This is a genomic window from Fusobacterium sp. (genome assembly GCF_030528405.1).
GTDB lineage: Bacteria > Fusobacteriota > Fusobacteriia > Fusobacteriales > Fusobacteriaceae > Fusobacterium.
Genome location: NZ_JAUMYY010000009.1, coordinates 1 through 13973, shown reverse-complemented (window position 1 = coordinate 13973; position 13973 = coordinate 1). Strand labels below are relative to the sequence as shown.

The window sequence follows — 13973 nt, the reverse complement described above, 5'->3', positions numbered from 1 at the left end:
AGGAAATTGAGTGGTAGAAATGAAAAGAATTTTAAATCTCTTGATATTATGTTTTTTCATTAGTGTAACGATTTTTGCTAAGGATTTAAATGCTAAAAAATATAATAAAATTATCTCTTTATCTATGGCAGGAGATGAAATACTATATGATATGATAGACAGGGAAAGAGTACTAGCCTTTCGTGGAAAAGCTAGTAATAATGAAATGACTTCGATTTTATACAATAAACTCAACAAGTTTGAAAAAGTAGAAGATAATGTTGAGAGAATGATTGAGCTGGAACCTGATATTGTTATAGCAGCAGATTGGTTAAAAAGTGAAATTAGAGCTCAATTAGAGGATGCAGGAGTAAATGTATATATTTATAAAACACCTCTCACTTATGAAGAAGTTCAAGCTTTAATAAGAGAACTGGCTAAGTTATTAGAAGAAGAAGAACGAGGCGAAAAAATAATAAAAAATATGGACAAAAGATTGGAGTCACTTCAAGAAAAAATAAAAAAACTTAAAAAAAATTCACCAAAGGTATTAGAATATTCTCATTATGAGGGAACTAATGGCAGAGGAAGTATTTTTGATGATATGTTGAAAAAAATTTATGCTGTAAATTTAGCAGCAGAATTAGGTATAGGGCGTTTTGCTAAAATTTCTAAAGAAGTAGTTATTGAAATGAATCCAGATGTTATACTTGTTCCTGTTTGGAATTCTTCTGATAATTCAGAAAATCAAGAATTTATAAAATTTATAAAGAATGACAAGAGTTATGAAAATTTAAATGCTGTTCAAAACAATAAAGTTTATACTATACCTGGAAAATATATCTATATTTATTCTCACTATATAGTAGAAGGAATAGAGGATATGGCTAAATCTATATATCAATTTGAGGATTAATTCATTTTTAAATAGTTCTAGAAAAGCTTCTAGAGCTATTTTTTTTGAAAATTGGAAATAGAAAAAATAAAAAATATTTTTATTAAAACTAAAAAAAGTATAATAACATTATAGAATGTGTAATAGTTAGTTATAAAAGATATAGAAAATAAAACTATTGATAAAGCAAAATAAATAGAGTAAGAAAAACTTATAAGAATATTTAAAGGAAATAATACAGAAGAGAAGTTAAGATTCAAGATAAAAAAAGATTATAAATTTTTAATTATTTAAAAAAAAATATACATGTGTGAGTAATAAATTATTGACAAGTATCCGAATTAAGACTATAATAAAAGTCTTAAAATAGAAACTGGGAGGTTATTGATAATGAGAATAGAAGAACAAATATCAGAAATTAATTTTATATTTAAAGAACTTGATAATATATATCATCAAATGGCAAAGCAGAATGATTTATCTGATTGTGCATTTTGGGTATTGTACATTTTATATGATGAACATAAATTATATTCACAAAGTAGTTTATGTGAAGAACTTTCTTACTCAAAACAAACTATAAATTCTACTATATTCAAATTAAAAAAAGATGGATTGCTGACGTTGCAAGTGGTACCAAAAACAAGAAATAGAAAAAATATTATTTTGACTGAGAAAGGAAATAAGATTGTTAATCAAGTTATAGGTAAAATAAAAGAAGTTGAATACAATGCATTTTCAAGGTTTAAAGAAAAAGATAGGAAACTTTATCTGAAGTTAAGTCGAGTACTTGTAGAGTATTTAAATGAGGAGTTTAAAAGATTAAGAAATACGGAAAGAGATGGGGGAATTTAGAATGGCAAAAAAAATTCAACTTTCTGATCACTTTTCTTACAAGCATTTAATACATTTTACATTACCATCTATCTTGATGATGATACTAACATCATTGTATACTGTGATAGATGGTTTATTCGTATCAAATTTTGTTGGAAAAATAGAATTTGCAGGTGTTAATCTTATATACCCGTTTATTATGATTTTAGGTTCGATTGTTTTTATATTTTCAACTGGTGGTAGTGCATTGGTTTCTATGATGCTTGGAAAAGGTGAAAAAGAAAAGGCAAATCAATATTTTACAATGATAGTAGTATTTGTAGGATTGATTGGGATTTTCATTTCGGTTTTTGGTATAGCATTTGTTAAGTTGATTGCAAATATGCTTGGAGCAAGTGCAGAAATGCTTAAAAGTTGCGTACCATATGGTAGAATTTTAATGGGATTTATACCAATCTTTATGCTACAGAATGTTTTTCAAAGTTTTTTAATCGTAGCTGAAAAGCCTAAAATAGGTCTATTTTCTACAATAATATCAGGTTTAACGAATATTATTTTAGATGCAGTTTTTATTATTTATTTTAAATGGGGAGTTGCTGGAGCAGCTTTAGCCACTGGCATAGGTTTTTTGGTAGGAGCCTTGATACCTGCTATTTATTTTGTAATCCGAAATGGGAATAAATTAAAATTTACAAAAGCAAAATTTGAGCTAAAAACAATTTTTAAGGTCATTATAAATGGATTATCAGAATTTGTAGGAAATGTTTCTAGTTCGGTAGTGAGTGTAATATTCAATTTCGAATTGATGATATATGTAGGAGAAAATGGAGTGGCAGCATATGGAGTTTTGATGTATATACAATTTATTTTCATGGCTATATTTTTAGGATATTCAATTGGAGTGTCACCTGTAATAGGATTTAATCATGGGGCAAATAATATAGATGAACTGAAAAATATATTCAAAAAAAGTGTATGGATTATGTTATTTTCTGGAATAAGTATGACTCTTATTGCAATTGTCTTAAAAACAAGTTTAGCAAAATTATTTGTTGGTTATGATATGGAGCTTATGGAAATTACGAAGCATGCCTTTTTAATATTTTCATTCTCATTTATGTTGCAGGGATTAAATATTTTTACTTCAGCTTTATTTACTGCCTTGAATGATGGAATCACTTCAGTAAAACTATCGTTTATTAGAACCTTTGGATTGCAATTACTATGTGTCTTGATTTTACCTATCTTCTTTGGATTAAATGGAATTTGGTTTTCTGTTGTGATAGCAGAAGTTCTTTCAGTCATTGTATCTATATTTTATATAGTATGCAAACGAAAAAAATATCAATATGTTTAGTGTATTCAGTATATATAGTCTTATAAAAAAACACTAGAAAATATATCTATATTTATTTTCACTATATAGTAGAAGGAATAGAGGATATGGCTAAATCTATATATCAATTAGAGGATTAGAGGATATTATCAATTCTGTGGAAAACGATATTGATGGAAAATTTTTTAGGTAGTTCCAGAATGACAAAATTTGGAGCTACTTTTTTTATTTAAAATATATTAATATATATTAAGGTCATTTTGTAGGAAAATTAAATTTTATTTTATAAATAAGTTTAATAAAAATATTATAGTAAAAGGAGAGTAAAATTTATGAAAAAGATTTTTTATTCTATATTTATTCCTTTTTTTGTCTTATTTTTATTTATATCCTGTGAAAAAAAAGAAGAAGAAAGTGCAGAAAATAAGATTAATAATGAAAAGCTATTGAGTTTTACAAAGAAATATTTAGATTTCTATGATGAGGAAGATAATATCTTTTTAATTCTGTCTTTTGAAAATAAAGATTTTTTAGAAGAAGAATTATGGAAAGAGATTCCTCAATTTGAAATTCAGGAAGCTGAAAAAACAGAAAAAAGGCTGAAAACTATACTCTAATAATCCCTTTAAAAGATGGTTATACCTATGAAATTAGAAAAAATGTGGCAAATAGTGATGAGTTTAAAACTCTCTTCTCAAAGGCATTAAAGAGAGGAGAAAGTCTTATTGTTAAAAATTGGGCTTCCCTTTATGAAAATGAATTGATTGTAAAAAAAGAAAATTCAGAGGAAGAAAGTTATAACTTCAATTACTATTCTTATGATGATATTCCTCTTTTTATTAATGTTTTTTGTAAAAATAGTGAGGAAATAGATGAAGAAATTTCTCAGAATATTCTCTCAAGAGAAGAAAAAAATATGAAAACATATATAAATGGTAAAGTAGATCTAAACCAAGATAATGTAGAAGAAGAAATTTCATTTATAAGTCAAGTCCCTGAAGAAGATATAGGAACGGATTCCAATAGTGAAACTGAAGCAAAACTTGTTATTAATAATAAAACTTTTGAATTTATTGATCTTCTTAGCTTAGCGGGTATAGAAGAAGGCGATCTTTATTGAATGTCACCAATTATTGATATGGAAATTTTAGACATGGATAAAAAAGATAACTATCAGGAACTGGTCTTTGTGATAGAAGGTAGTAGATATGCTCCTTCACTAGGAATTTTCCTTCACTATGATAAAAATAATTTAAAATATTTAGGAGCAATTAATCTACCATGGACAGATAATTTTACAACTTGTGTTGATAAGAAAAGTTCTGCTTTGAAAATTAAAGAATGGAATAATTCTTTAGGTTTTTCTTCTTTTCAAGAAAAATTATATTTTATTCAAGAAGGTAAACTTAAAGAGCAAGAAAATATCTCTGATATAAGAATTTTTGATAGAAAAGTTATAGGTATTGTGAAAAAAAATATTGAAGTATATAAAGGAAAAGATTTTGATGAACTTCTTTTTACTGCAGAAGAAGATAATTTACTTTTTGTATCAAGCAATTTCAAATCATGGTTAAAGGTAAAAAGTTTTAATACAGGAAAAATTGGTTATATTCATTTTCAAATGAAAGAAAGTGATTATGGAGAAGAATTATATTTCTATAAGCAAGAAGATTTAGATGGTATGACTTTCCAAGATATTTTTGATAATTTACCTTTCAATGAATAGGATGGAGGAAAATATACAAGAAAATGCTGGGTTCATAACTCTTGAAAAATCAAAAAAATCATTGCCTAAATATAAAGTAGAAGGTTTGGAAGTAGAAAATCTTGAAATAGAGGAGGAATTTATATCTGCTACAGGAAAAATGGATTTGGATGGAGATGGAAAGGAAGATGTAATTTTATTTAATGAGGATAGTTCCTTCGGATGGCTACGTGAAGTTACAAATTCTCTTGTCTTGAAGCAATCAGGAATCCTTAAAATAAATGATAAGAGCTTTGCTTTAGCATCTTTAAGTCCTTATGATCTAAGTATTGATAAACCTTATAGAATTTTAGATATAAATATTATTGATATAGATCCTAAGGATAAATATAAAGAAATTTTGCTTCAAATTGAAGATGTTGTATCTCCTAATTATAAATATTTAGTTCTTCATTATGAAGATAATGATCTATATCAAATCGGTGAAATAGATATAACCTCGCCTGAATATTTAAAAAATAGTGTAAACCAAGAAAATGCAAGCCTGGATACAAAATATCTTACTACAATAGGCTATATGGAATATGAAAAAGCTGTTTCTTATAAATTAAAAGATGATTTTTTCTTCATGGAAGAACTTGGCTTATCTGAACTTAATAATTATTCTACTAGAATAACAACTGCAGCAAATAAAGCTGTTAATATCTATAAAAAACCTGATTCTGATGAAATTTTATTTGTAGCTAAAGCGGGTCAAGAATTTATATTTTTAAAAACTGACAGCCATTCTTGGATTGAAGTAAAAGAATTTGAAAGTGGTGAAAAAGGGTATCTAAGATTTATAGAAAATGATGAAGGTTTTTCTTTTTACCAACAACAAGAACTTGGAGAAAGTTTTGAAGATGTTTTCTGGCCTATACCAGCACCTGAACCAGTAATGTAAATGAAGTTGAAAAAATTGTTAAAGAAATTAGAAAAGAATTTACAAATACCAATAGTGAAAAGAAATATACTGTAAAAACAATTCAAGGAGAAGGGGATTTTTATACTGAATTTTATATTAAAGATAAAAAAATTAAAAAAATCATATTTTACTATATGAATGTAAGTCAAGATATTGTAGATGAATACTATATAAAAGATTATAAAATTTATTTTCTATATTCAACATTAAAAACTCACTTTCTTGATGATTATGGAAAAGAAATTAAAAAGGCGAAATTGGAAGAAAAAAGATATTACTTTGATAAAAATCAGGAGCTTATCCGTTACATAGGACCTGATAAAAAAGTTTATGATAAAGATTCTATTCCAAAAGATTATATAAATGAAGCTGAAAATTACAAGACTATTCTTAAAGAAGATTTTCTTAAAAATAAAGTAATTTAATAAAAAATTAATTTTAATTAATATTGAAAAAAAGAGTGTAGAAAAATCTGTAAGCTATTAACAATAAAAATGGAGCTGTTGCAATATTTTAATTTTGCCTATATAGCTCCATTTCCTTATTTTTATTCTTTGTTACAAAAATTTAATTATAAAAAGTTAACAATGAAATTCTTTTAAAATGAAATTTTTTTAAATATACACGAGTTTTTATTTCCTTTAATTTTCTATTATTTTAAAAAACTAGTTATCATAAACAGATGGTAAATTAACTTTTAAACTTTTACTAACTCTCTCTACTACGGATTTCATTTCCTTATTTTTATTCTTAGGATAGCTAAATTGCAGTTTCACAAAAGATCCTGATCTTTCATTTAACATTACTTTTTCATAGTAGATAACATCATTTTTCAGATAAGAAATAACACAATAATCTTTTTTAAAGATATGATATGCTAACCCATTTGAATGTTCTTTTATACTATTATTATAATAAGTTTTTAAAGTTTCCAGTGAAGCTCCTATTCCATCAGCAGCATCTTCAGGAGATATAAAAAAGCCTCCAAATACACTTGAAGTGATGTTTTTGTCTGCTATAATTATTATTCCATCACCATTATCAGCCTCACTCTCTTCAAGATTTACTTCAATGTTTTCTACAGGGACATCTAAAGAATAACCAAAACGTGCATTATAATATTCTTTATATAATTTATTTTCCATACTATAACTTAAAAAACTGAAACAAAAAAGAATAAAAAAAGCTATTTTTTTCATATTTCCCCCTTATTTTCATAAAAATTTTACATAATATCATTACCACAAAATTCACACTTAGATGAAAAGCCTTTTCTTTTAAGAACTGTTGCTCCACAGTAAGGACAGTCAACTGATTCAGTTATAGTTTCATTTTTTTCCACTTTTTTCATTAAAATAACCTGTGGTTTTTCTCCAAATTCCAAAGAAATATTTTGAAAAATATGTTTTTCAATTAATTTTTTTATTTCTTTTGATACTTTTTTTTCATTTTTTTCAGTTTTAACTGCAAGTTCATTAAGACTGATATAACCATCAAAGTCTAATATAAATATACCATTATACATCATAGCTGCTCTCATTAAATTAAACTTTACAATATCTCTATAGACTAAAAAGATAAAAAATAAAGCTAAAGATAGATACAACCATAAACCATCTTTAAGCTGTGGTTCATCTGTAAAAGCTCCATAGATAGAAAAAAGAAAAATAAAGGCAAAAAATGAAAATATACCAATTCTTATTTTACTAAATAATAGTATCCTATTTAATTTTTTTTCATTTAAATACATTTCTTCCTCCCAAAATTATTATTTTATAAGATCTCCATCATCAAATACATCTCCACATTCTGGACAAAACTTAGGAGGTTTTGTTCCTAGCTTAGGTTCCCAACCACATTTATCACATTTATATTGTGGAACTCCTGCTGGTTTTGGTTTACCGCATTCCATACAGAATTTGCCTTTGTTTTCTTCTCCACATGAACAAGACCAAGTATTTTGTGCTTCAGGTTTTGCCTTTCCACATTCAATACAAAATTTGCCTTTATTTGTAGTTCCACATGAGCAAAGCCAACTCATTCCAGAAACAACCTCTTTTTTAGTTTCTGTTCTTTGTTCATTTTGATCCATTTGAAATAAATTTCCTATATTCATTCCACCTGCATTTGTTGCCATATTTAAGCCAGCAAACGCCATCATCGCTCCTGTTCCTGTATTTGAAGCTGCTAATTTCATAGCTTCTGATTGTGCTCCTACAAGTTGAGCTGCTGCCATACCTGGATTTCTAAAAATAGCTTTTGATTGAAAATCTTTCATTAACTTTTCATCTTCCTCAGAGGCTTTTATAGAATTGAAACCAAAAGATGTTATTTCAATACCATATCTTTCTCCCCAATTAGGTGCCAAAATTTCATTTAATGCCTCTACAAGCTCTGTAGTATGACCTGGCAAAGTACTGTATCTTATCCCTCGAACAGAAAGTTTACCAAAGGCTGGTTGAAGAGCTGTTAAAAGTTCACTTTTTAATTGTGAATCTATTCTATCTCTTGTGAATTCATTTTCTATATTCCCAGCAATATTTTTATAAAATAAAATAGGATCTACAATTTTATATGCATACTCACCGTGGCAACGAATTGATATGTCAATATCTAAACCTATATTTGTATCTAAAACACGAAAAGGTATAGGATTTGCAGTTCCATATTTATTTCCTAGTAATTCCTTTGTATTAAAATAATATATTCTCTGATCTTTTCCTGTTGAACCAGCCATTGTAAACCTTTTTTTAAAGGTTTTAAAACTTTCAGTGATTCCTTTTTTTAAGCCATCATAAAAAATACTTGATTCTGTAAAATTATCATATATAAATTCTCCAGGAGTAGATGAAAATTCAACAATAGCTCCCTGCTCAACTATCATCATACATTGTCCCTCATTAACTGTAATAATAGAGCCATTAGAAATAATATTTGAACTACCTTTATTATTTTCTTTATTTTTATTTTCACCTTTTTTTATTAAAACATTTTCTTTTAATGAAGGACAGTAAAAATATTCTCTCCATTGATCAGCTAGCACACTTGAAGCAACTTCTATTCCAACTCTTAAGATTCCCATAATAACCTCCTTAAATCTTTTACAAAAATTAATAGGTTCTAGTATTTATTATAAAAATTATTTTTTTCTTGGATAGATTCGAATCTATTATTATAATTAGTATCATATTATAACATATTATAGAAAAAGTTTGAATATTTTATACTTTGTTTTTCGATTTAGTAATATTTTTATTTAAATTTTTTCTAATATAAAAAAGCTAAATAAATTTAATAATTCATTTAGCTCAATAGTCTTATTTTTATGGCTGGGGTGGCTGGATTCGAACCAACGCATAACGGAGTCAAAGTCCGTTGCCTTACCGCTTGGCGACACCCCAAATGGTCGGAATAGCAAGATTCGAACTTGCGACCCCCTGCTCCCAAGGCAGGTGCGCTACCGGACTGCGCTATATTCCGTCTGACAACTTAACTATAATAGCATGCAAAAAAAAATATGTCAATAATAAAATTTTGATTAATATTTATATTTTAAGTTTTCATATTCTTGAATTAAATTAAAAATATATGGTAGAATAAAATAATATTTCAAAATCAAAAAAATCTCTTAAGGAGGAAAAATGGAAAATAAAGAAAAAGCAATTAGTCTTTTTAAATACATAATGGAACTATATGCTCAAAAATATCCAGTTATAAATGATATTGCAAAACAGGAGTGGATAAAATTTATCTCAGATATTCCACTTAAAAGTAAGTATATAAATTTAAATTATATGGATAGAGGTTTAGAAGAGAGCGAAGCGTTTAATTCAGATAGAGCAATTCTATTAGAAGTAAAAAAACCAGACTTTGAAAAAATACCAACATTACCTAAAATTTTAGAGGGATGGATTAATGATGATTGGTACGACTATAATAAAAAATTGGAAAAAGTTGAAAAAAAACCAAAGAATGTTGAAGAAACTATAGAGGATTTAAAAGATTTTGAAAAATTTGAAGATAAAAAGACTAGAATAGAGAGCTTTGAAAAATTTTATTTAGAGAGAGAACAATGGGTAGAAAGACAAAAATTAATAGAAGCAACTCGTAAATTGTTCAATGAACTCTATTTAAAATATACAGATTTGGATAGAGATTCAGAAATTTTAGAACTCATGGTAGGGCAAGGAATAATGGAGTGTGAAAGTCTTGCTAATAAAAAAGTAAGACATCCTATTTTAATGAAAAAAGTTTCAATGGACTTTGATGCATTAAATAATGTAATTAGAATAGTTGACACAGATTCAGAGCCTGAAATTTATACTATGTTATTACAAACTATAAATTTTATAAATCACTCAGCCGTTAAAAATTTAAAAGAGGTACTTTTAGAAAATTTTTATCATCCACTAGATAGAATAGAAAGTCCAAATTTTTTAAAAACTTTAGTACATAGTTTAGATTCTAAAAGTAGTTATATTGAAAATATAGAGGATAAAATCAAAACGGATGACAGACTTATTGTATATAACAATCCAGTATTTTTTATCAGAAAAAGAACTAGTGGAGTTGTAAAATCAATAGAAGAAATAATTAGTCAATTGGAAGAAACAGGAGAATTAACAGGTCCTCTTTTAAATTTGATAGGAGAAAATGTTTCACAATATACAGAAATAAAAGAAATTCAGGATATAAGTGAAAGTTTATCAGCCATAAGTGGAGAAGATAGAAAAATTTTGTTTTCTAAGGAAGCTAATAGAGAACAACTTGAAATTGCTAGAAGAATTGAAAATTATAATGCCGTTCTAGTGCAAGGACCTCCAGGAACTGGAAAAACACATACTATAGCTAATTTGATGGGTCATTTTTTGGCACAGGGGAAAAATATACTTGTTACAAGTCATACTAAAAAGGCTTTATCAGTGGTAAAAGAAAAACTAAGCCCAGAATTACAAAATTTATGTGTTTCAGTTTTAGATGATAATAATAAAGATATGGAGAGATCGATTGATGGAATAACAGAATATATTTCTTCACATTCTGCCTCAGATTTAGAAAAAAATATAGAGGAACTTAAAAAACAAAGAGATAGTATTTTTAATGAATTAGATGAGGCACGTAGGGAAATCTTTTCTATAAAGCATAAAGAATTTGAAAATATAATTTTTGAAGATGAAAGCTATACAGCCTCACAAGCAGGAAAATTTGTGTATGATAATAAGGAGAATTTATCATATATTCCTGGAAAAGTAAATTTAGCTAAAGATTTTCCACTTAGTGAGAATGAACTAGCTTATCTTTATAAAACTAATGAATTTATAAGCCAGAATGAAGAAAAAGAATTGGGGACTTCACTTCCAGAACCAGATTTTATAATTAAGCCAGAAGAATTTGAAATTTTGTTGATGGAACAATCTTCACTTTTAGATGAAAATCGTGAAATATTAAACAATTTAAGAGTTAAGAATTTTGAAGTTGACTATGCTAATAAAATGTTAAAAATAGCTGGAAAAAATTTTTGTAAGAAATACGATGATTTAAGGTTAAAAGAATTAAAAAAATATCTTGAAGAAAATAAAATAGAAACTTCTAAAATAGAAGAATGGCAAATATATTCAATTTTAGATGGGAAAAAAGGAGGAGGCTTTAAAGCTATTTGGTTATCCTTAGCTCAAAAAATAGAAGATTTATATAAATATTCAGGTGATACAGCTCTTCTACTTATAGGAAAGACTATAGAAGCTAAGCTTGTAAAGTCAAAGCAAACTCTCCAAAGCCTTGATGAAATGAGAGAGCATTTATCAAAAGGTAAAAAAATAAATTCTTTTAGCTTTTTTAAACCAAAAGAATGGATGGAAATTTATGAAAAAGCTCGAATCAACGGTAACACAATTGAAACAGTAGCTGATTGTGAAGCCTTGATAGCCTTTTATAATTTGCAAATGAAGCGTGAAGAACTTTCAAAGCTATGGTATGAATTAATTGAAAAAAAAGGAGGGCTAAGTTTTAAAAATTTTGGAGAGGAACCTGAGCATACTGCAATAAACTATGTAGAAAAAATTAAAAATTCTGTAAATTGGTATAACGAAATCTATCCTAAAATACAAAATTTAATTGAAATAGCAAATTTAGATAGTAGTATATTGATAGAGAAAAAAAGTTTTTCAAATCTTATTGAGGAAACAAGCGGGCTTATAGAAAATTTTTATTTCTATTTACCACAGTGCATTGATATATTAATAAATATCAATTCAAATTCTACTAATCTCTCGAGTAAATATGAAAAAACTATTGAATTACTGGAAGAAAAATCTTTTACAAATTCATCATTATGTAAAAATTTAAAAGTTGCATTACTAGATAAGGATATTTTAAAGTATAAAGAATTACACGCAAGACTTGCAGAACTGTACTCAAAGAATTCTTTTATAATTGAAAGAGAAAAGCTGATATCATCTATTATGACTGTAGCACCTGAATGGGCAGAATTAATAAAAAATCGTATAGGTATTCATGGAGAATCGAGACCACCTGAAAATATAAAAAAAGCATGGAAGTGGAAGAAATTTTCCAGTGTACTTAATGAGATAATAGCTATACCTTTTGAAGAGTATCAATATAAAGCTGTAAATTTAAGTAAAGAGTTAAAAAAAGTTACAGGAAAACTAGTTGAAAACTTAGCTTGGTTACAATTATTAAATAGAATAGAAAAAGATATTTCACAAAAACAAGCCTTGCAGGGATGGAAATTAACTGTAAAAAAAATTGGAAAAGGAACAGGAAAAACAGCACCAGCACTTAGAAAAGAAGCAAAAAAATTAATGGCAAAATGTCAAACTGCAGTTCCTGCATGGGTAATGCCTGTAAATAAAGCACTTGAAAGTTTAGATCCTAAGACAAATAAATTTGATATTGTAATTATTGATGAGGCAAGTCAATCTGATATTTCTGCTCTTGCTATTTTATATCTCGCAAAGAAAATAATTATAGTTGGAGATGATGAGCAAGTTAGCCCATCAGCAGTAGGTTTAGATGTAGATAAAATGACTAATTTATCTAATATGTTTATTAAAGGAATAATACCAAATGCACATCTTTATGATATGAAATCTTCATTGTATGATATAGCAAAAACGACTTTCCCATCTCTTATGTTAAGAGAACATTTTAGATGTGTGCCTGACATAATAGGTTATAGCAATAGATTATCATATGAATATAAGATAAAAGCTTTAAGAGATGACAGCTTAGTACCAATAAAACCAGCAACTGTTTCATATTACTTAAAGAACGGTTTGAGAAATGATAAACAAAAAATAAATGAAAAAGAAGCAAAAACAATAGTTGCACTTATGCTCGCATGTATGGAATTTGAAGAATATAAAAATATGACTTTTGGTGCAATATCACTTTTAGGAGATGAACAGGCAAATAGGATAAATCACTTAGCTTTGGAAAAAATAAAACCTCTTGATTTTGAAAAAAGAAAAATTTTATGTGGAAATGCTTCGCATTTTCAAGGAGATGAAAGAGATGTGATTTTTATTTCACTTGTTGATAGTAATGAGGGAGATAGTCCTCTTCGAATTACAGGAGAAGGTGTTGGAAAAGCAATGAAGCAAAGATATAATGTTGCTGCTAGTCGTGCTAAAAATCAATTATGGGTAGTTCATTCTTTAGATATTACAAAAGATTTAAAGATAGGAGATATACGAAAAGACTTGATTGAATATGTAATGAATCCTGAAAGTTTTGGAGAACAGATAGGAAGTCGAGAAAAAAAGATAGAATCTCAACTAGAAGTTGCAATAGCAAAGGAATTAAAAGAGCAAGGTTATAATATAGTTCAAGATTGGCGAGTAGGCTCATATCGTATAGATATGGTTGTTACTTATGGAGCAAAAAAAATTGCTATAGAATGTGATGGAGATCTAAATAATAGCGGTAAAGACAGCATAAAAGAAGATATGGAACGCCAAACTATTTTAGAAAGACTTGGTTGGAGATTTATACGTGTTCGAGGAAGTGAATATTATAGTAATCCTGAAGAGACTATAAAGAAAATTATAAGGGAACTTTCAGAGTTTGATATAAAAGCAGAAAAAATTGATGAAACACATCCAAAAAATCTTTTAAAGGAAAAACTTGTAAAAAGGGCTGAGGAAATTTTAAAAGAATGGGAGATGGAAAAGGAAGTATTATAAGATAAAAAGGGACTATTTCATGTTTAAAGAGAAATAGTCCCATTTTTTTTATT

At 27.2% G+C, this 13973-nt stretch carries 12 protein-coding genes and 2 tRNA genes; 9 read left to right on the top strand and 5 right to left on the bottom strand.

Going from position 1 to position 13973, the window contains the following annotated elements; genetic code table 11:
- Positions 1-19: 19 nt before the first annotated feature.
- The 8 genes from Q4A58_RS02590 to Q4A58_RS02555 all read left to right on the top strand — a co-directional run bounded on the left by Q4A58_RS02590 (position 20) and on the right by Q4A58_RS02555 (position 6141).
- Positions 20-895 (top strand): ABC transporter substrate-binding protein, encoded by an 876-nt coding sequence (locus Q4A58_RS02590; RefSeq protein WP_303116408.1) that lies wholly within the window; start codon positions 20-22, stop codon positions 893-895.
- Positions 896-1264: 369 nt separating this feature from the next.
- Positions 1265-1729 (top strand): MarR family winged helix-turn-helix transcriptional regulator, encoded by a 465-nt coding sequence (locus Q4A58_RS02585; protein WP_303116361.1) that lies wholly within the window; start codon positions 1265-1267, stop codon positions 1727-1729.
- A gap of 1 nt (position 1730) precedes the next feature.
- A complete protein-coding gene (locus Q4A58_RS02580; protein WP_303116359.1) occupies positions 1731-3068 on the top strand; it encodes an MATE family efflux transporter in 1338 nt (445 codons plus the stop codon).
- A 311-nt stretch (positions 3069-3379) separates the two neighbouring features.
- Positions 3380-3664, top strand: a complete 285-nt coding sequence (locus Q4A58_RS02575; RefSeq protein WP_303116356.1) for a hypothetical protein — start codon at positions 3380-3382, stop codon at positions 3662-3664.
- A gap of 44 nt (positions 3665-3708) precedes the next feature.
- Positions 3709-4167, top strand: coding sequence for a hypothetical protein (locus Q4A58_RS02570; protein WP_303116355.1), 459 nt, complete (start codon positions 3709-3711; stop codon positions 4165-4167).
- The gene (locus Q4A58_RS02565) at positions 4168-4773 is read left to right on the top strand and encodes a hypothetical protein (RefSeq protein WP_303116352.1); all 606 of its coding nucleotides are present in this window, start codon (positions 4168-4170) and stop codon (positions 4771-4773) included.
- Complete coding sequence (locus Q4A58_RS02560; protein WP_303116350.1) at positions 4766-5695, top strand: hypothetical protein; 930 nt, start codon at positions 4766-4768, stop codon at positions 5693-5695. Before Q4A58_RS02565 ends, Q4A58_RS02560 begins: the two co-directional genes overlap by 8 nt.
- 155 nt (positions 5696-5850) lie before the next feature.
- Positions 5851-6141 (top strand): hypothetical protein, encoded by a 291-nt coding sequence (locus Q4A58_RS02555; RefSeq protein ID WP_303116348.1) that lies wholly within the window; start codon positions 5851-5853, stop codon positions 6139-6141.
- Between the two features lie 240 nt (positions 6142-6381).
- Here Q4A58_RS02555 and Q4A58_RS02550 read toward each other — a convergent pair whose 3' ends face one another.
- From Q4A58_RS02550 to Q4A58_RS02530, 5 genes are all read right to left on the bottom strand, one after another.
- The gene (locus tag Q4A58_RS02550) at positions 6382-6915 is read right to left on the bottom strand and encodes a hypothetical protein (protein ID WP_303116346.1); all 534 of its coding nucleotides are present in this window, start codon (positions 6913-6915) and stop codon (positions 6382-6384) included.
- Between the two features lie 26 nt (positions 6916-6941).
- Complete coding sequence (locus Q4A58_RS02545; RefSeq protein ID WP_303116344.1) at positions 6942-7466, bottom strand: hypothetical protein; 525 nt, start codon at positions 7464-7466, stop codon at positions 6942-6944.
- An 18-nt stretch (positions 7467-7484) separates the two neighbouring features.
- Positions 7485-8798 (bottom strand): SPFH domain-containing protein, encoded by a 1314-nt coding sequence (locus tag Q4A58_RS02540; RefSeq protein ID WP_303116342.1) that lies wholly within the window; start codon positions 8796-8798, stop codon positions 7485-7487.
- 244 nt (positions 8799-9042) lie between these two features.
- A tRNA-Gln gene (locus Q4A58_RS02535) sits at positions 9043-9117 on the bottom strand.
- A gap of 2 nt (positions 9118-9119) precedes the next feature.
- A tRNA-Pro gene (locus Q4A58_RS02530) sits at positions 9120-9196 on the bottom strand.
- 161 nt (positions 9197-9357) lie between these two features.
- Here Q4A58_RS02530 and Q4A58_RS02525 point away from each other — a divergent pair.
- A complete protein-coding gene (locus Q4A58_RS02525) occupies positions 9358-13920 on the top strand; it encodes an AAA domain-containing protein (RefSeq protein ID WP_303116340.1) in 4563 nt (1520 codons plus the stop codon).
- Positions 13921-13973: the final 53 nt, after the last annotated feature.

Coding starts and splice junctions, on each gene's coding strand:
- Q4A58_RS02555 (WP_303116348.1), top strand. CDS start 5,851: ATGAATGTAAGTCAAGATATTGTAGATGAATACTATATAAAAGATTAT.
- Q4A58_RS02565 (WP_303116352.1), top strand. CDS start 4,168: ATGTCACCAATTATTGATATGGAAATTTTAGACATGGATAAAAAAGAT.
- Q4A58_RS02560 (WP_303116350.1), top strand. CDS start 4,766: ATGAATAGGATGGAGGAAAATATACAAGAAAATGCTGGGTTCATAACT.
- Q4A58_RS02590 (WP_303116408.1), top strand. CDS start 20: ATGAAAAGAATTTTAAATCTCTTGATATTATGTTTTTTCATTAGTGTA.
- Q4A58_RS02575 (WP_303116356.1), top strand. CDS start 3,380: ATGAAAAAGATTTTTTATTCTATATTTATTCCTTTTTTTGTCTTATTT.
- Q4A58_RS02580 (WP_303116359.1), top strand. CDS start 1,731: ATGGCAAAAAAAATTCAACTTTCTGATCACTTTTCTTACAAGCATTTA.
- Q4A58_RS02540 (WP_303116342.1), bottom strand. CDS start 8,798: ATGGGAATCTTAAGAGTTGGAATAGAAGTTGCTTCAAGTGTGCTAGCT.
- Q4A58_RS02585 (WP_303116361.1), top strand. CDS start 1,265: ATGAGAATAGAAGAACAAATATCAGAAATTAATTTTATATTTAAAGAA.
- Q4A58_RS02550 (WP_303116346.1), bottom strand. CDS start 6,915: ATGAAAAAAATAGCTTTTTTTATTCTTTTTTGTTTCAGTTTTTTAAGT.
- Q4A58_RS02545 (WP_303116344.1), bottom strand. CDS start 7,466: ATGTATTTAAATGAAAAAAAATTAAATAGGATACTATTATTTAGTAAA.
- Q4A58_RS02525 (WP_303116340.1), top strand. CDS start 9,358: ATGGAAAATAAAGAAAAAGCAATTAGTCTTTTTAAATACATAATGGAA.